We start from the raw sequence: 20,575 nt of genomic DNA, 5'->3' as shown, positions 1-20,575 counted from the left end.
TACCCTCACTTTTTAGTTTGTTCTTGATTTAAAAAAGTCTATTAGCCATTCAGATAGCTGTTTTTGCGCTTTGGTCACAAATCGATCGGCATAATACGTTAATTCAAGATGCCGAACAGGAGCAGGGGCAGAAATAGGGATAGAGACAATATTAGGCCATGCTGAATGTTGCTTTAACAGCCCTCTTGGCTGGATGGTGGCGCCGATACCGGCTTCAACCAGCTGCAATAATGAAGTGGCAGACCCAACATCCATGACCGTGTCCAATTCAAAACCGTGTTCTTTACATACGTCATCGACCAAATCTCTTCCTAGATAGCCTTTTGGATACATGACCAGTGCATGCTTTGTCAGCTCATTTAGCGTCACTTCACGCCTTTTTGCCAGTTCACTGTCTGAATGAACAAACAATTCGTAGGGCTCATCGCCAAGTGGAATTTGAATCAGTCGTTTATCCGCAGGCCCGCGCAGCCCAATTCCGATATCGACTTTATGTGAGAGCACCTCGTCACGAACAAAGATGGTCGAAAAAGCCTTTAGGTTGATCTCTGGATACAGCGTTTTAAATTCTACAAAAAGCGGAACAAGCTGAAAGTCAAGATCAGAGGGAAGGACGGCAAGCCGAACAGTGCCCCGCTGTTCAGATAACAGTTCTTTCATAGCATTTTTGGCATCTCGTTCAGCCTGAAGCATTTTCATGCCATATTGATAAAGAAGCGTACCAGCTTCAGTTGCAACTACTTTTTTACCGATTCGGTCAAAAAGCGGCATCCCAACTTCAGCTTCAAGCAGCTGAATCTGTTGGCTTAATGTAGGCTGTGATATACCTAGTTGCTCTGCAGCCTTTGTGAAATGTAAATGATCGAATACAGCCATAAAATAGGTAATGTGACGAGTATCCATATGCCATCCTTTCATTAATGATAGTATTTTCCTATCATCATAATACGAATTATTGTATTGATCAATGAATGAAGCGGATTTATACTCATAGTAACCTCAACAAGATGAGAGAGGAAGAAGAGTATTGATAAAAAAAATATTTTATTTAGCTGCTTTATTTTTAGCTGCCTTAAACTTGCGCCCAATTATTACATCCGTAGCTTCTATGATGAGCATGATTCAATCAGACCTTGGCGTTAGTGCACTCACGGCAAGTCTTTTAACCACTTTGCCGGTCTTGTGCATGGGGGTGTTTGCCCCTGTAGCAACGAAACTAAGCCGACGGTTTGGATTAGAGAGAACCCTTTTTTTCTCGATTTTTCTTATCACAATTGCGACTGGACTGCGTGGTACAAGTCAAACGGTTACCATCCTTCTAACGACTGCTTTTGCAGGAGGAGTTGGAATTAGTTTTGCCGGACCATTGTTGTCTAGTTTTATTAAAAAGTATTTCCCGAAAAGTCCTGGGATTGTCAGTGTGTACTCTATATCGATGACAGTTGGAGCTGCACTTGCTTCGGGCTTGACCATTCCGATTTACCTTCGCAGTGAGCATAACCTTCCACTTGCGTTATCCTGCTGGGCGATTTTAGGCGTTATTGCCATGATTTTATGGCTCGGTCTAGCTCGTCAAAACCAACAAGCGGATCTTGCAGACGTGCCGCTGAGATTACCGCTGCGAAACAAAAAAGCCATTCAATTCACCTTGTTCTTTGGCTTTATGTCTAGCATGTTCTATTCGTTAACAGCGTGGATTTCACCCATTGCGCTTGATTTTGGGAATAGTCCGCAGTATGCCGCCATGCTGCTTACGATATTTACACTCATTCAGATTCCGGTGGCATTACTCGTTCCAAACATCGTCAATCGTCTAGGAAAGCCGAAATTATTTCTGATCTTATGCAGTTTGTCAGAGCTGATTGGCCTCATATTCCTTCTATTGCCAATGCCGATCCTGCCAGCTGTTATTTTTCTAGGGATTGGAGCAGGTGGATTATTTCCTTTGGCGCTTATGCTGCCTATTATTGAAACGCGTACGCCAGAAGAAGCCGGTACATGGTCAGCGATGTCACAGATGGGCGGGTACATCATGGGAGGATTTGGTCCATTTTTAATCGGTTTGATTTTCGATATCAGCGGACATTTTCAAGCTGCTATTTTCGCAATGCTCGCCATCGTGATGCTGATGATTGGTGTTCAGTTATCTATGAAGTTAGGGGGAAAACGTGAAGAAGGATCCAGCTCATAATTTTACTCGCTGGAAGCATTTCGGTCATCATGTCTAGATGCTGCCCTATTTAATTGGAAATTGGAGGGATTCACATGCTTATACGAGAAGCAAAAACGATCGACTATCCACAATTAAGAGACATTTATTTCGAATCCCGCCGGCAAAGTTTTCACTGGCTCCATACGGAAGAAATAAATCTGCATGATTTTGATCAGGATACCCGGGAGGAACAAATTTTTTTAGTCGAGAAGAACAGTAAAATCCTTGGTTTCATTTCTCTCTATGTACCAGATCGTTTTATTCATCTCTTGTTTGTCCATCCAAATGCGGCTGGTCAAGGGGCTGGAGATCTATTGCTTCAACATGCTATAGAAGTTCTAGGAACACCGGTCACCCTCAAATGCGTCTCCGAAAATCACAAGGCTTTATCTTTCTATCACAAAAGAGGTTGGAAGGCAGTGGTAGAAGAAGGAGAACCGGGGGCGGAATACTGGGTTCTTGTTTATGAAGAAAGATCATTTATGTTTTAGCTCCTTTACAAGGGGCTTTTTTGCGGTTTATTTTCGGTGTCGAAAGATTTATAAAATGATAATATATGTCATTATAGGGAAAATAGAGGGAGGAGTAGGGGTGGATGAAAAAAGTACTTTCTTCTCACGTCGGCTTGAAAATCAATGAATGGTATTATCATATTCAAAGATTTAATGTTCCTGATGCCGAGGCGTATAAAGAAGAAATCAAATCGATGCTTGATGATATGGAAGAAAATCAGGATCTATTATTATATTTCTCACTCATGGAGTTCAGACATAAATTAATGCTAGATTACTTGGATCCTTTAGAAAATGGGAAAGAACGAGCGAACTTCAGGGAACTTGCAGTGAAGATAAAAAAAGATCAAGAGAAATTAACAGGATTGCTAGAATATTACTTCAATTTTTTCTACGGCATGTATGAATTTGAGAACTACGAATACTTAAATGCGATTACCTTCTATAAGCGGGCAGAAAAAAAGTTAACCCTTGTAAGTGACGATATTGAACGTGCCGAGTTCAATTACAAAATGGCTGAAATCTATTACCACATGAAACAAACCCACATGTCCATGCACCATATCGCACAGGCGATAGAATGTTACCGAGAAAAAGATACATACACAGTTAGAGAAATTCAATGTTCTTTTGTCATTGGCTTAAACTATATCGATATGGGCTGTCCCGAAAAAGCCATTCCACATTTTGAACGCGCACTAGAACAAGTTGCCGATCACTCAACAAAAAGATTAGAAGGGTCAGCGCTCTATAATTTAGGGTTGAGCTATTTTCATCATGGTGACCTAGCACAAGCAATTATTCACTTTAATGACTCGATTCGAGCATTTAAAGAGCGGGGCTACGAGCATTTAAATCGGATTTTAGACCCTCTCGTGATGTTGTCAAAAGCCTATTTTAAAAAGAACGAACAGGATTTAGGTACGTATGCTTTGCATAGCGGAATAGAACTATCTGAAAAACTGAAAGATCATGTGCTGTTACGTATCTTTACGTTTTTAAAATCACTATACGTTGACAACAATTTTGAACAACTAGAACAAATTTCAGAATGGTTAGAGATGAAGTCCATGTATCCTGACCTTGAAGACTTAGCAAAAGATGCCGCAAAATATTATAATGAATTGGGAGATAAAGACAAGGCAATGCTGTTTTATGAAAAAATTCTTTATTTCCAAGTTCAAGTAAAGCGGGGTGACTGTCTATATGAAATTTAAAACTGTATCCATTGTATTCGTGGTGATGAGTGTGATAAGTGTTGTGAGTTATTTCACATCTGAAGTTACAGCAAGTCATGATGAAGCTAGGAGAGGTCATACAGCAAGTATCGGTTATTCTGCTTAGTAAAAGGCCCTTAAAGGGCTTTTTACTTTAAAATGGAATTTATGCAATGGATAAAGTATATTTTTCACATAAAATATACTGAGGAGGAAGTAAAATGACAATGTTAAAATCCAAATTATTTCGAAGGATTTTCATTATATTCTTTGCTTTAACCTTTATGATTAGCCTGTTAAATATGGCTGTATTTCCAGGGACGCCAGTGTCTTATTATGTTGGTCTGATTTGTAAGATGTTGTTAATCAGTTTGTTAAATGGTATGTTTTTCGGCACAATCTTCTATTTGATTGTCACCTTTCTTATCGCTAAAGATTTTAATCAAAATCAATAGTTAGCAAAGCATTCATGAATCTAACATTCTGATTGGAAGGCAGGCAGTATAAGCCGATACTAGAACAACAAAGATTCAAAAGTTCTCAAGTCTCATTTTTCATTCGCAAAACTCCACTATAAACTCATTCAAAATTTGAATTGCCAATGTTAAATTTCTCTTTCACCTTTATATCGATTCAATGTTGTTAATAATATGAGAATAGCTAGAAAAGTGTACCACATGAAAAATAATTACTAGGGGGAATCACCATTTCATGTGAGGCCTCTAAGTAAGTGAAGTGAAAAAATCTGCCCTAATAAAGGGGCAGATTTTTTTGCATTTTTACATTATTCGTAAACATAACAAGTGCCGCTTATAACAGTGACACATTCATAAGTATTAGAGTAAGACTTACCATTCGAATCTCTAAAGAAAACGGTAACGGTTGCTACTCCACTGCTATTGTAGCCATTCCATTGATATTGATAGCCATCATACTTGTCCCTAATAGGGATTAAATTCGAAGCGGCATCAGCAGGAATTGCAGAGAACATTAAAGCACCAGTGAAGAGAGTAGCTCCCACTATTTTTTTCATTTTTCCCTTAAACATTAAAACATCTCCCTTTTCCTTATTTTTCTATTAAACCAATGTTTAACAGATGCTTATAAGAATGGCACGTCTAGTAGGAGAAAGATGTCAAAAAATGTCTAAATAAATAAAAATTCAAAAAATATACATATTTAGGAATTATTTGTTTTTGGCGTGATTGAATGTTTTTTCCTAAAAATGAATAAAGATAGACTACGCATAAAAGCGAACATGGATAAAGGGATGATTAAATTGATTAGGAGGAGAAATACATGCAAAAGCTTTGCAGGGAAGTCTGGATAGAAGTCAATCTTGATGCGATAAAAAGAAATATCGAAGCGATTCAAGCGCATATTCCAAGAAAAAGTAAGATCATGGCTGTCGTGAAGGCGAATGCTTATGGACACGGTTCAGTGGAGGTAGCACGGCAGGCACTGGAAAGCGGTGCGACGGAGCTCGCAGTTGCTAGCTTAGAGGAAGGCATTGTGCTGCGAAGAGCAAAAATTGAAGCGCCGATTTTGGTTCTTGGATTTACACCGCTCGATTGTGTGAAAAGGGCCGCAGCCTGGAGAATTGATCTCTCCGGCCTTCGAGAAGACTGGATTGCTCAAGCAAATGAGATCTTAGCGGAAGAAGAAAGCCAGCGCCGGCTTGGGATTCATGTCAATGTTGACACGGGGATGGGGCGATTAGGTGTACGGACAAAGGAAGAGCTGTTAGCGGTGGTGAAGGCGCTTGAAAAGAGTGAAAACCTGAGGTGGGATGGAATATTTACGCATTTCTCCACTGCGGATGAGCCTGACCCTGATTTCACGTTGCTGCAGCACAGCATCTTCATTGATTTTCTTCGGTTCTTGAAAGAAGAAGGGATCAAACTGCCGACCGTACATATGAACAATACAGCTGCTTCGATTGCGTTTCCTGAATTTAGCGCCGATATGATCCGGCTTGGTATCGGACTTTATGGATTGTATCCCTCGCAATACATTAAAAGCTTAGACGCTGTTCAGCTAGAGCCCGCTCTCAGTTTAAAAGCAAGGATTGCGTTCGTGAAGAAAATGGTGACAAAGCCAAGAACGGTCAGCTATGGGGCAACCTATGTGGCAAAGCCTGACGAAGTCATTGCAACCATACCGATTGGTTATGCAGATGGGTACTCACGTGCTTTATCCAATCGAGGGTTTATGCTTTTCCGCGGAGAACGAATGCCAATTGCGGGCCGAGTCACAATGGATATGACGATGATCAGCTTAGGAGAGATGAAAGCAAAGCAAGGCGAGGAAGTCGTCATTTATGGCCGTCAAAAGGGCGGAGAAATTTCTGTTGATGAAATTGCTGAAATGCTCAATACGATTAACTATGAAGTCATTGCAACATTAAGCCGCCGTGTTCCAAGGTTTTATCGTCGAGGCGGGAAGATTATTAAAATATCGACGCCGGTGATGTATGTGTGAAGGTAAGGACAGCATGAAAGTCCAAAAATCCCCCTTTATATGGAAAGGGGGATTTTGAGTTTCATGTCTTATTTCGGCTTAAGCTCGATACTCTTTATCTAAAATAAGAATTGGTTTAATCGTAGATCCATTTTTAGAATCTTCAAAAGCTTGTTCAATCTCTTCTAATTCGTAGAATTTTGCTAGTTTCTCAACTGGGAATTGTCCATTTTTAAAGAACTTGACTAGTTTAGGAATGAATAGTTGAGGAACGGCATCGCCTTCTATCACACCTTTTAACGTGAGCGCATTGAGCATGAGATCATTTGTGACATTAAACGTTAAATCGCGTTTTCCTACTGCTACTGTTGCACAAGTTCCTTTGACACGCAGGCAGTGAAGGGCAGCTAGCGTGACTTCTGGTACTCCAGTTGTTTCAAATGAGTAATGTGCCCCTTTTCCTTCTGTGATTTCCTTCACTTTTTCAGCTGGGTTCTCATGTTTACTGTTGATGACATGTGTTGCACCTAATTCTTTTGCTAGCTCAAGGCGGCTATCATGGATATCAACGGCAATAATCGGATCACAGCCTGCAATTTTTGCTGCCATTAACCCACTTAAACCAACAGCGCCTGTACCGAACACAACAAAGCTTGTACCTGGAGCTGGAGCAAGTGAATTTAAGACAGTACCGCTCCCAGTCATTAAGCCGCAACCGAATGGTCCTAAATAACGTAAATCAGTTTCTTTGTCTACTTTCACCACATTTTTCTCATCAACTGTTGCATATGTACCAAATGACGATTGACCAAAAAATTGTGATACATCTTGATGATCATGTGTATGGATAGGCGTTTCATTATGTTTATTACGACCAGAAAAATTCAGTGGAATCATGTTTTCACATCCACCAGCGTTCCCGTCAAGACAATTATGGCAATGACCGCAATAAGCGAAACCAAGTACAACGTGGTCTCCTTCTTGAACGGTTGTGACATTAGAACCTGCTTTTACGACAATGCCAGAGCCTTCATGTCCTAATAAAGCAGGACGTGGGACAGGAAGCGTACCATCTAATACTGTGGCATCCGTATGACAAACGCCAGATGCAACGATTTTGACAAGCACTTCATCTGCTTTTGGATCATCTAGTAATAATGTTTGTTTCTCGAAATCTTTTTCATTTGTTGTGACCATCGCTTGAATTTCCATATCATGTGCCCTCACTTTTTGTATAGTATGATATTCTGAAGAAGTTAGATCAAATGTCACAAAAAATTCATTTCTTTATGACTAAGTTGATTGTAGGACGAAAGATTTTCCGTTTCAATCAGCAAAAAATCTTTTTTGTATAGGTTTTCAACACAAATAAATTTATGTATATCTAATCAACATTTATTAAAAATTGTCTAAAGGAGGGGCCCATGATCAAAAAAGAGGATCGCCGTGTTGAGCGAACAAAAGAAACACTTCGTCAAACATTCAAAATACTAGTAAAAGAAAAAGGATATTCGCACGTAAAAGTGAAGGATATTGTGGAAAAGGCAAACTATAATCGGACGACGTTTTATGTGCATTATGAAAGTAAAGATGAATTAGCAGCAGATGTTATTCACCGGGAAATGGTAGATTTCGAATATGAATTTTGTAAGCCGACTCGTGAAAATCCACTGTTGGATTTAACTCGCATGAAACCAGAGGGCACGGATGTATTTCAATATATCGTTGAAAATCGGGACTATTATGATTTATTAGTGATGGAAGACCGAATTCCCTACATACAAGAACAATTGCTTAAGAAGATACAATATATCTTCCAAAATAGAATGTCATTTGTGAGTGATCAGTATGAAGAAATCAACGACAGTTATTTTGTCCAGTATCGTTCATACGGCATCTTTGGTTTTATCATTGAATGGATCAGAAATGACTACAATGCATCTCCTTCAGAAATGGCACGACGTATTATCAATTTATTATATATTCAATCCTCACTTATGATTCAGTTGAAAGATGAAGAAGCGATTATGAAAAGGTAATGCTTAGGCCGCATCTCTAGCGCACAACATTTTGAATGTATATAAAGTTTTATTTAAAACTTCTTTAAATTGTAAACTTTGTAAAAAATAGAACGATAAAAGGAGGGAACATAACGAGTTGGAGGAATAGAAAATGAAAAAAAGGTTTTTATTATTTATCACGGTACTCCTATTAATGAGTACTCTTAGTCCATTTAAAGCAAATGCAGAAAATTCAATTGGATGGACGAAACGAGCTGATTTACCAGAAGAACGTATTAATGCTGGTGTGGGAGTCGTTGATGGGAAGATTTATGTATTTGGTGGAGCAAGTGAAAAAAATAAGTTGAATAACCAAACATTTATGTATGATCCAAAAAAAGATGTTTGGGAAGAGAAAGCCAGTATGCCAAGAAATAGAACAGGCGGTACTTACGCTACTGTAGGTAAAAAAATCTATCTAATAGGTGGAATTAATGAAGAGACAGAAGTAGCTTATAACACTATAGATATTTATGATGCAGAACTTGATCAGTGGGCTGAAGAGCCGATTCGAATTCCAAGAGAGCCGGTTTTTTCAGCTTATAGTAAAGGAACTTTACAAGCAGTTGCAGTGAAAGAGAAGATATATATTGTATCTTCAAAAAACTCATATAAGAATAATGTCTATGAATACAATACAATCTCTGGTGAATGGAAGAGCTTGAACTCATCGGGTTTACCATCTCGGAATGGGAGAGCCATTTCTGCAATTGACGGAAATATATATGTTGCAGGTGGCGAAAATTCGATAGGGCATAGTAGAGAAAAGTATTTGTTTCAGTATGATATTTCAACAGATACTTGGAAGAGATTAATTGATGTTCAGTTAACATCTTATACATATGAACCCTCCTATGAAACTTACAACGGCAAGTTCTTTATTATTGGTGGGCAATTATATGGTGATAGTTCAAAAAATATGGTAAACAAAGTTCAGATTTTCAATCCAAAAGATGGCCAATTTAAAAATTCAGCATATGATTTACCAGAAGGTAGAGTATCAGCTGTCGCAGCAATTGTTGATGACCAATTGTATGTCATTGGCGGACGTAACTATTCGGAATCTATGAGACATCTTTCTGTGAAAAGTGATTACAGATCCGTGATTTCTATTTCATTAAAAGACTTACAAGTGACTGAGGATGAAACAAAGCCAGATGATGGGATAGCAGAAGACCCAAAGGATCAAGATGGGACACAGCCAGGTGATGATACAACCGAAGAGCCGAAAGATCAGGACGGGACACAGCCAGGTGATGATACAACCGAAGAGCCGAAAGATCAGGACGGGACAAATCCAGGTGATGATACAACCGAAGAGCCGAAAGATCAGGATGGGACAAATCCAGGTGATGGTACAACCGAAGAGCCGAAAGATCAGGACGGGACAAATCCAGGTGATGGTACAACCGAAGAGCCGAAAGATCAGGACGGAACAAAGCCTGGGGAAGAATCAACAAAAGGTATACTTTCCATTACCATGATAAACGGACTGCAAAAGGATTATCTGCTCTCAATGAAAGAAATCAACGATTTTCTTAATTGGTATAAAGAAAGAAGCTTTGGAATCGGAATGAACTTTTATGAGATCAATGATGAACACAATAAAGGACCTTTCACAAGTAAGAAAGATTACGTGGTGTACCAAAATATCTTAATGTTTGATATCAAGCAATATTAATAAAATGAAAGCTGCTGATAATAGATTAGCAGCTTTTTATATTTTGCATTATTGTTAAAATTAGGATGAACATCATAAAAAAATAAGATATTTTTTTAAAAATCTGCTAAACATCCCATAACCACGTCCGATAATAGAATTGTCAGGGTTGATAAGCCCTAGAATAAAGGACTTTTTTCAGACAAGGACGTCTGTCAGGTCCCACATACATGGAGGTAATAGGAAATGAGAATTAACCACAATATCGCAGCACTTAACACATTAAACCGTTTGTCTGCAAACAATGGTGCGAGCCAAAAGAACATGGAGAAACTTTCTTCTGGTCTTAAAATCAACCGTGCAGGAGATGACGCAGCAGGTCTTGCAATCTCTGAAAAAATGCGTGGACAAATCCGTGGATTAGAAATGGCTTCTAAAAACGCACAAGACGGTATCTCTCTTATCCAAATCGCTGAAGGTGCATTGACTGAAACTCACTCAATCCTTCAACGTGTACGTGAGCTTGTTGTTCAAGCTGGAAACACTGGTACACAAGATGATACAGATCTTGGTGCAATTCAAGAAGAAATTGATGCTTTAGTACAAGAAATCGGAAATGGTACTGATAAAAATGGTATCTCTGATCGTACTGAGTTCAATGGTAAAAAGTTGTTAAATGGCGATTTTGCTAATGGAACAGCTACTTTAACTTTCCAAATTGGTGCTAACGGAACTCAACAATTATCAGTTAACATTGAAGCAATGTCTGCCGATAAACTTGGAACAGATCCAACTGATGCAACTAAAACAGTATCTGCTCTTAAAGTAACTGATTTTGCAACAATTGCTGCAAACGCTGCTGGTGGATTTGACGAACAACTTCAAATCGTTGATGATGCAATTAAACAAGTATCTACTCAACGTTCTAAACTTGGTGCAGTTCAAAACCGTCTAGAGCACACAATCAACAACCTTGGTGCTTCTGGTGAAAACTTAACAGCTGCTGAGTCTCGTATCCGTGACGTTGACATGGCGAAAGAAATGAGTGAGTTCACTAAGAACAACATTCTTTCTCAAGCTTCTCAAGCAATGCTTGCACAAGCGAACCAACAGCCACAAAACGTACTTCAATTACTACGTTAATGAAAGGCCCCTTAATGGGGCTTTTTTTTTATGCTCTTTTTTCTTCGCTTTTTCTCCTTCTCTTCACTTGTGATTCTTTAATCCCTCTGTTAAATCATGAAAAACGACCTTTAAATTTGGCATACTCTAGCGAAACGATCATATTGAATGAGACTTTTCCCTTATTTATTCCTTTTTTGTTAAACATATTCCATTAAAGTTCGATAAATGGATTGTAAGGCTTACAGAAAAATTCTAATTTAGAACTTTTAGACATGGATGTCTAATTGGTTCAAACACATGGAGGTCATTTAATATGAGAATTAACCACAATATCGCAGCACTTAACACATTGAATCGTCTTTCTACTAACAACGGTTCAAGCCAAAAGAACATGGAGAAACTTTCTTCTGGTCTTCGCATTAATCGCGCAGGGGATGACGCAGCAGGTCTTGCGATCTCTGAAAAAATGAGAAGTCAAATCCGTGGTCTAGAAATGGCTACTAAAAACTCTCAAGATGGTATCTCTCTTATTCAAACGGCTGAAGGCGCATTGACTGAATCTCATGCGATACTTCAACGTATTCGTGAGCTAGTTGTTCAAGCTGGGAACACAGGTACACAGCAGGAAGAAGATTTAGCATCCATTCAAGATGAAATCTCAAACTTGCAAGATGAGATTACAAGTATTTCTACTCGTACAGAGTTTAACGGGAAGAAATTATTAGATGGAACCTATTCGTCTAAGGGTGCTGATGACGGTGGTGAGGCACAAAGCCTTGTATTCCAAATCGGTGCAAACGCAACACAACAAATTACACTTAACATTGAAAACATGGGTGCTTCAGTTTTAGGTACAGATGGGACGGCTGAAGGTGAAGATGGAGCCGGTTCTGTTGCTGGAATCGATGTGACAAAATTTATTAGTGCAAGTGGTGAAGATGGCGAGGAAGCTGCTGGATTTGATGCACAACTTGGTATTATTGAAACAGCTATTAAGCAAGTGTCTGCTCAGCGATCTAAGCTTGGTGCAGTCCAAAACCGTCTAGAGCACACAATCAACAACCTTAGCGCTTCTGCTGAAAACTTAACAGCTGCTGAGTCTCGTATTCGTGACGTTGATATGGCGAAAGAAATGAGTGAGTTCACAAAGAACAACATTCTTTCTCAAGCTTCTCAAGCTATGCTTGCACAAGCGAACCAACAGCCACAAAACGTACTTCAATTATTACGTTAATTAAAAGCCCCCGTTGAGGGGCTTTTTTTATGTTGATTTTAGCAACAGATGTAATTGAAAATCTGGAACAGCTTCATAGAAGAAAGCTCGATTTAATTCATCATTTTTTTGATCCCACCTATGCCACCAGTTGCGGACCTCACCAGTGGAGTCAGCTTGAATCATGTCTTGCAGCTGCTCTAGGTTGATGATTTTTCTCGGTTCTATTAAGAATGAATGCATACGATGATACGCCTCAAGGCATTTAGGTTGTTTTGTTTGAACGGCATATTGTACATAATAATTGAAAAATTCTTGTACAAATGTCAGATGGGGAATGGGGGTTCCTTTTAATTCGACGCCTTCCCATGCCATATCCGCAATCGCACAAAGCCACCAGCCAAGCTCATTGGCGTGCTGCATTTGTTGTAAGGTGTTTTTTTCAAAAAACATAAGCCCATCTTCTTGTGCTTGTTTGAGCATACGCTCAAGTGTCTGTGCCTCAAGAGCTGCCTTTGTCATTCCCTGACCATGTATTGGATCTAATGTGCATAAGGCATCACCCATGACCAATAAGCCGCTTGGCCAATCTTCCATTTGTTCATAGTGGTTTCTGACACAAGCCGGAACTCTAAATCCTTTTGGTTTCGTATAGGGAATTAAATGAGTGATGGCTTCTGCTATCGAGGGATTGGTCAGCTTAGCGGTCTCTACATCAAACTGATCAGCGTCCGTTGTTGGATAATGAGAGCCGCCAGCTGCTGAGAGAAGAACCGCTGCTAAATCATGATCTACTCGTTCAAACAGTCCTGTTGGAATTTTTTTATTTGGCTGTCCAACGATGACCATTGGTTCTAGGTTCGGTGCCTCAGATGGTATTTGGTAGTATCTCGTGCTATAGCCAAGAGACACGATTAGCTCATCTGTCTGTGGCAAGGTTCGTCCTGCGCTTTTCAGCCATTTTGGCAATTTAGACATTCTTCCAGACGTATCAATGACTAAGTCCGCACTCATTTTGTTGATGATTCCAGGCTTTATCCTCCGATCTTTGACCTGTAATCCACTCACTTTAGTCGTTTCTTCTTCAAAAAGAAGAGCGATCGCTTCATGTTTTTCTAAAAATTGAACACGATCCTCACGTAACATTCTTTGCATCAGCACCCACTCTAGCATGGCACGTCGTGTGACAGCTGTTTCTTCAGTATCGGTGAGTACTAACTCGCCATCTTTTGTCATAAATCGAGATGTCTGATGCCATGTGTTGTACCCGCCCATTTCGAGTAATTCTTTTGTATAACCAGGAAATAGACGTTCCACGATTTGTTTGCCTAGTGGCAGCATTCTATGTGGATGAAAAGCTTGAGGCGTGCCAAGACGATTTTCAGGAGCGTCTGGCAATTCGTCCTTTTCAATGATCAATACTTCCAGGTAAAAACTTGATAAAACCTTTGCAGCGAGCATTCCCGTTATTCCGCCTCCGATGACGATCGCCCGCTCATACTTCATGGGTTGTGTCACAACATGCGCCTCCAGTGCATATATATAATGGTTACATGACCATTTCATCATATGTTGATTTTCTAAGTATAGCAAATTCTCGTTTTTTTGAATATAGAAAGGAATTGGCATACTTTTTACTCGTAAATATGAAAAAAACTTCAATCTTGATCATTATTTTTAAAAAATAATAATCAAATTTAAGAGAAATGACCGATAAATACATTAAGGGGGTAGAGAGAATGGATATACTACAGAGTATTGTAACAGCAGCACCTTATATGATGAAGATTTTAAAAGATGAAGTGACGATGGGGGTCATTGATCGAGAAAAATTCTTGCTGTATTTGCCATCAAAAGATGTGGATTTTCAAATACGGACAGGAGATCCCTTTAAACCAGATGATCAGAATATGAAAAATGCGCTTAGAGGCGAAACATCAAGTACATTTGTACCTGAATCGGTGTATGGGACGCCTTTAAATGCAATGGGATTGCCGATTTTCGATGAAAATCAACAAGTCATTGGTGCAATCGCTTTAGGTTTTCCACTTAAAAATCAAATAGAACTTGAGGCGTATATGGAGTCATTGAACGACATCATTCAAAGTATTCAAGAAAAAGTGCATGTGGTGGCGGCTCATTCAGAAGAGCTCTCTGCGACAAGTGAGGAAATGACATTCCAAACACAGCAAACACTTGAAAGCTCGAAAAAAACTTCAGATATTACAAAAATGATCAAAGGTATCTCTAAGCAAACGAGTTTGCTAGGATTGAATGCTTCAATTGAAGCGGCCAGGGCAGGAAAAGAGGGAGCGGGTTTTAGTGTGGTAGCGAGCGAGGTTCAAAAGCTCTCAAGCGAAACCTCACGTGCAACAGAAAACATAGAAAGCTCATTGCAAGGGATTTCCTCTAATATACATACATTACTTGAGAGTATGGGCCATATGAAAGGGTCATCTTCAGAACAAGCTTTATTAGTGACGGAGTTTAGTGAAATTGTAGATAGGTTGACGACGGTTAGCAAAGAAATGAAAGAATTTATGCAAAAGGTGATGTCAACGTAAAAAACGAATCCAAAAAGGGTTCGTTTTTTTTTTGCTGGCACGTTATTTTCTATTTTTCTGATCAAAGCGATAATCGTATGTTTCACCTTTGACCACATTTAAAAACTCATGTCCAATTTGTACGAGCTGTGCATTTTCCCATTTGATCAGAGGATCTTTATCAGGGTACTTCCAGTAGATTGTTTTCTTGTGATGGGTGAGTTTGTTTTCAATTTCTGCTCTGACCGCATTCTCTTTTAGCTTTCCTCCGCTATGTCGATACGTGTTAATGGTATAGGTTCCATCAGGTGATGACATAGAGCGGATGAATGTACCATGAGACACGCCTTGAAGAGAGAAGCATTTCCAGTAAATAATTCCGGCGAAGCTAAGACATAAGATGGCAAGGATGATGGTGGTTTTCTTTTTAAACATGAATTCCTCCAGGTGTAGATCGCTATATTCTAATATATGAGAAAGAATACAAAAAGATTCATATAGTCCAAAAGTTCTATTCATTTCAATTATCGGTCATTTTTTCTCAACATTCAACAGTTAGCCCGAAAAGATAAGGAAAATTTAAGGATGCATTCAGATCACACTGGTCATTCGAAAACACTTTACAAAAGAATTTGCGATCAGTAGACTTATGCTCATATAGAGAAATGGGGCAGATGGAATGAATCAAATCATAGATACGTATCAAAATTATGAAGAGCTTTCCGCTCATGAAAGAAAAGGGATTGACTATCAGATTCTTCATCAGCGGAAAGGGGATCAGCTTCTCGTCCTGTCACCTCATGCGGGAGGGATTGAATCTGGCGTGAGCGAGCTGATCCATGAAGTAGCAACCGATTATTCTATGTATTTATTCGAGGGCCTTAAAGTGAAAGGCAATCATGTTCTTCATATTACGAGCACACGTTTTGATGAGCCGATTTGTCTTTCTCAAGTGCATACACATCATTATACGTTTGCACTCCACGGCTATGGAGAAACAGACGTCCTACAAACTTTAGTTGGCGGTACCGACAGGGAAAAAGCTGCTGAAACAGTGAAGTGTCTCACGCAAAATGGCTTCCATGCCTTACTTCTATCTGAATCGGATCAATTTGCTGGAACACATCCTCAAAATATTAATAATCAATGCCTCACAGGAAAAAGTGTTCAAATTGAAATTAGCCAAGCTCAGAGAAGAGCTTTCTTTCAAGACTTTAGGCGGAGCCGTAGGCGTGATACACAAACCGAACAATTTTATCAATACACAAATGTACTGAAACAAGTGTTAAGCCTTTATGAATAAACTTCTGACGTCACGTGTGCAGACGCTTTTGTTTGATACGCAGCTTCATTTTCTGCGACCTTGCCTGCTCTCATTAAATAAGAAGTGAATTCTTTTTGAAATTGAATGCCGGCTCTTCGCTGTTCAAATAGAGCAAGCCGTTTTTCAGCAAAAGCCCGAGTGACATGAAATGTTTGAGCAATATGCAAAATGGCTTGCTGCCTAAGGTTTGGGAGCGTCATTTGCAGCAGCATAAAAGTCGGAACACAAAAGTGATACATGAATTGTTTTGCTTGAAACTCTTGCAGTTCTCGAAAGAGCTTGTGCATGTTAAAGTGGTTGCCTGTATGCTTTAGCACATGACAAAGCTCGTGGGCGAAATCCTGCCACTGTTCTTCTGACGATAAGGCTCTGTTTAAAATAATACTGTAAAGACCTTGATGTTTGATCATCATGCTGCCAGTATCCTCGTAGTGTACCCAAACATGAAATTCAGCTGCGATCCTATGCATGTCTACATAGGCAGGACCGCTTATTTGCAGTTGAGTGTATAACCGTTTAATATCTTCTTCTAAATGGGTTAAAAAATAAGTCATGTCAAAACCTCCATACAAACGTATGTTCTATTTTTGCCGTAAAAGAAAAGTCCATATAGGACTAAATGGCTAATAAAGCTATCGCTTACTTTTTATATCGGCTTGTTTTTAACAATTTTAACATAAAATCAAAGAAAATTGGAAGTTTTTCCTGTTTTTTATTCTAATTTTTTATTTTTTACAAAGATAAAACGGCGATTGAATTCAAATTTTACCATAGTCTTATGACGAAAACAAACAAATTTGTCTTACGTTTGCCACCGATTGATGAGCAAGATCAAACATCAATTGAACAAAAAGGAGTGCAAAACATGGTACAAATTTATCAAGATTTTATTCCAGTTGGAAACGGAAATCGGCCAGGATATGCTATGACGCCGCTTTATGTAACTGTGCATAACACAGCCAATACATCTAAGGGAGCTGACGCAAAAAGTCACGCAGCATATGTCAAACGCTCAACAACAGAGGTAAGCTGGCACTTTACAGTGGATGACAAGGAAATTTTTCAGCATCTCCCTTTAAATGAAAATGGATGGCATGCTGGGGATGGGCATGGAGATGGCAACCGAAAATCGATTGGCATTGAAATTTGTGAAAATGAGGATGGAAACTTTCAACAAGCTGTCAAACATGCCCAGTGGCTTATTCAAAAGCTTTTAAAAGAACATGGCATTCCATTAGCAAATGTGGTGACGCATCAGCATTGGTCAGGAAAAACATGTCCACGTCTGCTGCTAGCTACATGGGATGAATTTAAAAGAGGAATTGAGACTGCAGGTGATCCGGAAACGGTTATCACATATGTGGTGAAAAGCGGGGATACGCTAACGAGTATTGCCAAAGCCCATGGTGTCACAGTGAGTGATTTACAGACATGGAATCAGATTAGTGACCCGAACATGATTCGAGTTGGACAAGTTCTCAAGATTTATCATGCAGAAGAAAAGCTCAGTTATGAACTGCCAGATGGGGTGTTAAAGGTGACATCACCTCTGACAAAGGGGGAGCATGTACGTCTCGTCCAAAAAGCGCTTGCTGCTGTGTATTTTTATCCTGACAAAACAGCTGTAGATAAGGGCATTGATGGCGTTTATGGGGAAAAAACAGCCAATGCCGTCGCGCGATTTCAACTGATGAATGGTCTAACAAGTGATGGAGTATACGGTCCTAAAACAAAAGTGAAGTTGCTTCAACTATTAAATCAGTGAGTCTTTCTTTTTGGCCGCTTGAATGACGGCTACACTTTTTTCGTGTAATCGGCAGACATAAGGGGATGGCTTAAATTCAGCAAACTGAACATACCTCAATTGTTTAAGTTTCTTTTTCATATTGGCACCTCAATCGTTGCAGCAGTTGGTTTTATTGTATGCAAGTAGATGTGAAAACGGAAGTAGGACGCGGATGAAGTTCCGCGTCCTTTAGTGTAATCAAGCTTTTTTATTTTTATACTCATCTAGGAGCTGTTCATTCTTTTTGAAAATACGCTCCGTATGGGGACTTACTTTGTAATCAGCCATACTAATATGGCGCTTTTTCTTTAAAATCTTAAATGGGTTTTTCTTGCGATTGTTATTATCCCCTTGAAGTGCGTGTTCCATCTTCATCACCTTCCTCTTCGTCAGGCAAGATTAGGTCATAAATCGTTGTAAGTGAAGTCATTAATAAATAGTCGAATTCAGTGACAATTTCCTCAGAGGTCAGCTTAATCACAAAGTGTGCATCCGCTACTGAAAACGGGATGAGAACCAATTTGCCGAAATCATCGTAATACACTTCCTGCCTGTCAAGCTTTGCTTGAATGAGCGCTCTCTGATCAAGTGTCCGCAGCAAGTCATCTTTTTGCTCCTGCGTATCATAAGGACAAAGAACTGCTTGAATATTCATTTTTTCTGCAAAAGAATAGATCAGTCGTTCAATTCCCTCTATATATGCTTCTATACTTCCATAATATACATGGATCGGTTCGTTTTTCAATAGGTATTGGTACGTTTTTAGTTTATTGAGGTAAGAATGAAGCAGGTCGTTATTTTGTTCTAGGAGTTGATGGGTGTCGGTTTCAAGTTCATGATTTCCGAGTTTTTTTATATAGGAGCTGAGGAAAATAAAGGCATCAGTTAATGCAAAAAAAACAGCAATAATCAGGTAGTGCATCCAATCGGTGAAGATTGAAGCAGGGTCATTTGTCCAGTACACAACAGCACCCGCTACATAAATCCAATACCACGTTTTACGAATCGCAAACATCTTTTCTTTTACTTTTTGTTCAAAGCGCCATACCGCAAATACATATACAGCAAGAGCACCTAGCAATAACCAAACAGTCAATTGAAAAAATAGTAGCATGTTCTTCTCTCCCATAGACAGATGGATACTTATTTATTTCTATGGATATGTTTGGAAACCCTGCTTCATGAAAAAATGGCTTGCAGAAAAAGACCATTTGAGGATGCAAACAAATAAAAAAAGACCTGTTAGACAGGTCTCAGCGTGTAGACAAACCCTCGCATTCTTTGTCAGTCCTGCGCGCTGGTACTCACGAATGTCAAATTCGTTCCGTGCCAGTGCTCGTCCTTCCTAGACTGCAAAGGCTTTCTATCACACTGAAAAGAAGACAAAGGGCTAAAATAAAGTTCATTTTAGCCCTTTGTCAACAATCTGAAAAGCCCTGTTAGACAGGTCTTTGATATTAGAGAATCGCATTTAACACAAAGTATATAAGTGCCCCTAGAGTTCCCGAAATCGGTAATGTGATCACCCAAGTGACAAGCATACGTTTTGCCGTACCCCAGTTAACTCCTTTTACTCTATGTGCAGAACCTACACCTAGAATAGAAGATGAGATCACGTGAGTGGTACTAACAGGTAAGTGAATAAATGTTGCACCGAAGATAATAGCTGCACCCGTTAAGTCTGCAGATACTCCGTTTACTGGACGAATCTTCATGATTTTACCGCCGACTGTTTTAATAATCTTCCAGCCGCCAATAGACGTACCTAGTCCCATTGCAAGCGCACAAGAGAATTGTACCCAGAAAGGAATGTCGTCTGTTGTATGCAAATTACCTGCAATTAAAGCCATCGTAATAATTCCCATCGCTTTTTGCGCATCGTTTGTTCCGTGGGTATACGATTGCAGTGCAGCCGTTAAAATTTGAACACGTCGGAATTGTTTATTTGTTTTTGCGAGATTGTTGTTTCGGAATATAATTTTGATAATGGTATACACGATATATCCCAAAACAAAAGCCAGGATAGGTGAAAGCAATAGTGCTTGAATGATTTTAATGAATCCCGAATAGTTTAAAGCGCCAAAACCAGCAGAGGCAATAACAGCTCCTGCAATTGACCCGATCAGTGCGTGTGAAGAACTACTCGGAATCCCGTAATACCAAGTAAGCAAGTTCCAAGTAATGGCTGCAATTAAAGCAGCCAAGATGACGACAGATCCGTTTTGAAGTGTAAAAGGATCTGCGATGTCTTTTGTAATGGACTTTGCCACACCTGTAAATGTCATTGCTCCTAAGAAGTTCATAAACGCTGCCATAATAATAGCATGTCTAGGCTTTAACGCCTTTGTTGAAACAGAAGTAGCAATGGCATTTGCTGTATCGTGGAATCCGTTAATGAAATCAAAAGCAAGTGCACAAATGACAATAAGTATGGTAAGGATGAGTAATGTATCCATGTTTAAC

The 20,575-nt window shown here is 39.4% G+C and carries 21 protein-coding genes; 11 read left to right on the top strand and 10 right to left on the bottom strand.

Features of this window, described 5'->3' with window-relative positions; all coding sequences use genetic code 11:
- Positions 1-12 precede the first annotated feature (12 nt).
- The gene (locus tag M2369_RS14270) at positions 13-918 is read right to left on the bottom strand and encodes a LysR family transcriptional regulator (protein WP_310503997.1); all 906 of its coding nucleotides are present in this window, start codon (positions 916-918) and stop codon (positions 13-15) included.
- Between the two features lie 112 nt (positions 919-1,030).
- Here M2369_RS14270 and M2369_RS14265 point away from each other — a divergent pair, with 112 nt between their 5' ends.
- The 3 genes from M2369_RS14265 to M2369_RS14255 all read left to right on the top strand — a co-directional run bounded on the left by M2369_RS14265 (position 1,031) and on the right by M2369_RS14255 (position 3,941).
- Positions 1,031-2,191 carry an MFS transporter gene (locus tag M2369_RS14265; protein ID WP_160757969.1) on the top strand — a complete coding sequence of 387 codons (1,161 nt, stop codon included), beginning with the start codon at positions 1,031-1,033 and terminating at the stop codon, positions 2,189-2,191.
- Positions 2,192-2,265: 74 nt separating this feature from the next.
- Positions 2,266-2,703 (top strand): GNAT family N-acetyltransferase, encoded by a 438-nt coding sequence (locus M2369_RS14260; protein WP_045035281.1) that lies wholly within the window; start codon positions 2,266-2,268, stop codon positions 2,701-2,703.
- 104 nt (positions 2,704-2,807) lie between these two features.
- Positions 2,808-3,941: a response regulator aspartate phosphatase gene (locus M2369_RS14255; RefSeq protein ID WP_096881305.1), complete on the top strand. Its 1,134-nt coding sequence runs from the start codon at positions 2,808-2,810 to the stop codon at positions 3,939-3,941.
- A gap of 784 nt (positions 3,942-4,725) precedes the next feature.
- Here M2369_RS14255 and M2369_RS14250 read toward each other — a convergent pair.
- Positions 4,726-4,989 (bottom strand): hypothetical protein, encoded by a 264-nt coding sequence (locus M2369_RS14250; RefSeq protein ID WP_024720168.1) that lies wholly within the window; start codon positions 4,987-4,989, stop codon positions 4,726-4,728.
- A 251-nt stretch (positions 4,990-5,240) separates the two neighbouring features.
- Between M2369_RS14250 and alr the strand changes: the two genes are divergently transcribed.
- Positions 5,241-6,422: an alanine racemase gene (gene alr / locus M2369_RS14245; protein WP_039168779.1), complete on the top strand. Its 1,182-nt coding sequence runs from the start codon at positions 5,241-5,243 to the stop codon at positions 6,420-6,422.
- Between the two features lie 78 nt (positions 6,423-6,500).
- Here the strand turns inward: alr and M2369_RS14240 are convergent, their stop codons facing one another.
- Positions 6,501-7,613, bottom strand: coding sequence for an NAD(P)-dependent alcohol dehydrogenase (locus M2369_RS14240; RefSeq protein ID WP_007498906.1), 1,113 nt, complete (start codon positions 7,611-7,613; stop codon positions 6,501-6,503).
- 212 nt (positions 7,614-7,825) lie between these two features.
- On the opposite strand from M2369_RS14240, the gene M2369_RS14235 reads away from it, so the two are divergent.
- The 4 genes from M2369_RS14235 to hag (M2369_RS14220) all read left to right on the top strand — a co-directional run bounded on the left by M2369_RS14235 (position 7,826) and on the right by hag (M2369_RS14220) (position 12,480).
- Positions 7,826-8,440 carry a TetR/AcrR family transcriptional regulator gene (locus M2369_RS14235; protein WP_259254711.1) on the top strand — a complete coding sequence of 205 codons (615 nt, stop codon included), beginning with the start codon at positions 7,826-7,828 and terminating at the stop codon, positions 8,438-8,440.
- Positions 8,441-8,573: 133 nt separating this feature from the next.
- On the top strand, positions 8,574-10,142 hold the full coding sequence (locus tag M2369_RS14230; RefSeq protein WP_259254709.1) for a Kelch repeat-containing protein: 1,569 nt from the start codon (positions 8,574-8,576) through the stop codon (positions 10,140-10,142).
- A 225-nt stretch (positions 10,143-10,367) separates the two neighbouring features.
- A complete protein-coding gene (gene hag, locus M2369_RS14225) occupies positions 10,368-11,264 on the top strand; it encodes a flagellin Hag (RefSeq protein WP_034322337.1) in 897 nt (298 codons plus the stop codon).
- Positions 11,265-11,559: 295 nt separating this feature from the next.
- On the top strand, positions 11,560-12,480 hold the full coding sequence (gene hag, locus M2369_RS14220) for a flagellin Hag (protein WP_041092274.1): 921 nt from the start codon (positions 11,560-11,562) through the stop codon (positions 12,478-12,480).
- 27 nt (positions 12,481-12,507) lie between these two features.
- Here the strand turns inward: hag (M2369_RS14220) and M2369_RS14215 are convergent, their stop codons facing one another.
- Complete coding sequence (locus M2369_RS14215; RefSeq protein WP_052472188.1) at positions 12,508-13,977, bottom strand: NAD(P)/FAD-dependent oxidoreductase; 1,470 nt, start codon at positions 13,975-13,977, stop codon at positions 12,508-12,510.
- Between the two features lie 221 nt (positions 13,978-14,198).
- Here M2369_RS14215 and M2369_RS14210 point away from each other — a divergent pair, with 221 nt between their 5' ends.
- Positions 14,199-15,023 carry a methyl-accepting chemotaxis protein gene (locus tag M2369_RS14210; protein WP_041507426.1) on the top strand — a complete coding sequence of 275 codons (825 nt, stop codon included), beginning with the start codon at positions 14,199-14,201 and terminating at the stop codon, positions 15,021-15,023.
- A gap of 42 nt (positions 15,024-15,065) precedes the next feature.
- Here the strand turns inward: M2369_RS14210 and M2369_RS14205 are convergent, their stop codons facing one another.
- Positions 15,066-15,437, bottom strand: a complete 372-nt coding sequence (locus M2369_RS14205; RefSeq protein ID WP_100324898.1) for a DUF5412 domain-containing protein — start codon at positions 15,435-15,437, stop codon at positions 15,066-15,068.
- Between the two features lie 244 nt (positions 15,438-15,681).
- On the opposite strand from M2369_RS14205, the gene M2369_RS14200 reads away from it, so the two are divergent.
- The gene (locus tag M2369_RS14200) at positions 15,682-16,305 is read left to right on the top strand and encodes a poly-gamma-glutamate hydrolase family protein (protein ID WP_259254708.1); all 624 of its coding nucleotides are present in this window, start codon (positions 15,682-15,684) and stop codon (positions 16,303-16,305) included.
- On the opposite strand, the gene M2369_RS14195 is transcribed toward M2369_RS14200, so the two are convergent.
- Positions 16,296-16,880 carry an ImmA/IrrE family metallo-endopeptidase gene (locus M2369_RS14195; protein ID WP_008346294.1) on the bottom strand — a complete coding sequence of 195 codons (585 nt, stop codon included), beginning with the start codon at positions 16,878-16,880 and terminating at the stop codon, positions 16,296-16,298. The two genes, M2369_RS14200 and M2369_RS14195, sit on opposite strands and share 10 nt — an antisense overlap.
- A 311-nt stretch (positions 16,881-17,191) precedes the next feature.
- On the opposite strand from M2369_RS14195, the gene M2369_RS14190 reads away from it, so the two are divergent.
- Positions 17,192-18,091: an N-acetylmuramoyl-L-alanine amidase gene (locus M2369_RS14190; RefSeq protein WP_017359601.1), complete on the top strand. Its 900-nt coding sequence runs from the start codon at positions 17,192-17,194 to the stop codon at positions 18,089-18,091.
- Here the strand turns inward: M2369_RS14190 and M2369_RS14185 are convergent.
- The 4 genes from M2369_RS14185 to M2369_RS14170 all read right to left on the bottom strand — a co-directional run bounded on the left by M2369_RS14185 (position 18,080) and on the right by M2369_RS14170 (position 20,568).
- Complete coding sequence (locus M2369_RS14185) at positions 18,080-18,211, bottom strand: hypothetical protein (protein ID WP_256734188.1); 132 nt, start codon at positions 18,209-18,211, stop codon at positions 18,080-18,082. The two genes, M2369_RS14190 and M2369_RS14185, sit on opposite strands and share 12 nt — an antisense overlap.
- A 99-nt stretch (positions 18,212-18,310) precedes the next feature.
- The gene (locus M2369_RS14180) at positions 18,311-18,487 is read right to left on the bottom strand and encodes a type II toxin-antitoxin system SpoIISB family antitoxin (RefSeq protein WP_008346289.1); all 177 of its coding nucleotides are present in this window, start codon (positions 18,485-18,487) and stop codon (positions 18,311-18,313) included.
- Positions 18,456-19,226, bottom strand: coding sequence for a type II toxin-antitoxin system SpoIISA family toxin (locus tag M2369_RS14175; RefSeq protein WP_017359599.1), 771 nt, complete (start codon positions 19,224-19,226; stop codon positions 18,456-18,458). Before M2369_RS14175 ends, M2369_RS14180 begins: the two co-directional genes overlap by 32 nt.
- Positions 19,227-19,569: 343 nt before the next feature.
- The gene (locus tag M2369_RS14170; protein ID WP_017359158.1) at positions 19,570-20,568 is read right to left on the bottom strand and encodes an inorganic phosphate transporter; all 999 of its coding nucleotides are present in this window, start codon (positions 20,566-20,568) and stop codon (positions 19,570-19,572) included.
- Positions 20,569-20,575: the final 7 nt, after the last annotated feature.

Source organism: Bacillus sp. JUb11 (assembly GCF_024807925.1).
In the GTDB taxonomy this organism is placed as follows: domain Bacteria; phylum Bacillota; class Bacilli; order Bacillales; family Bacillaceae; genus Bacillus; species Bacillus altitudinis.
This window is presented reverse-complemented; position numbering and strand designations above follow the sequence as displayed.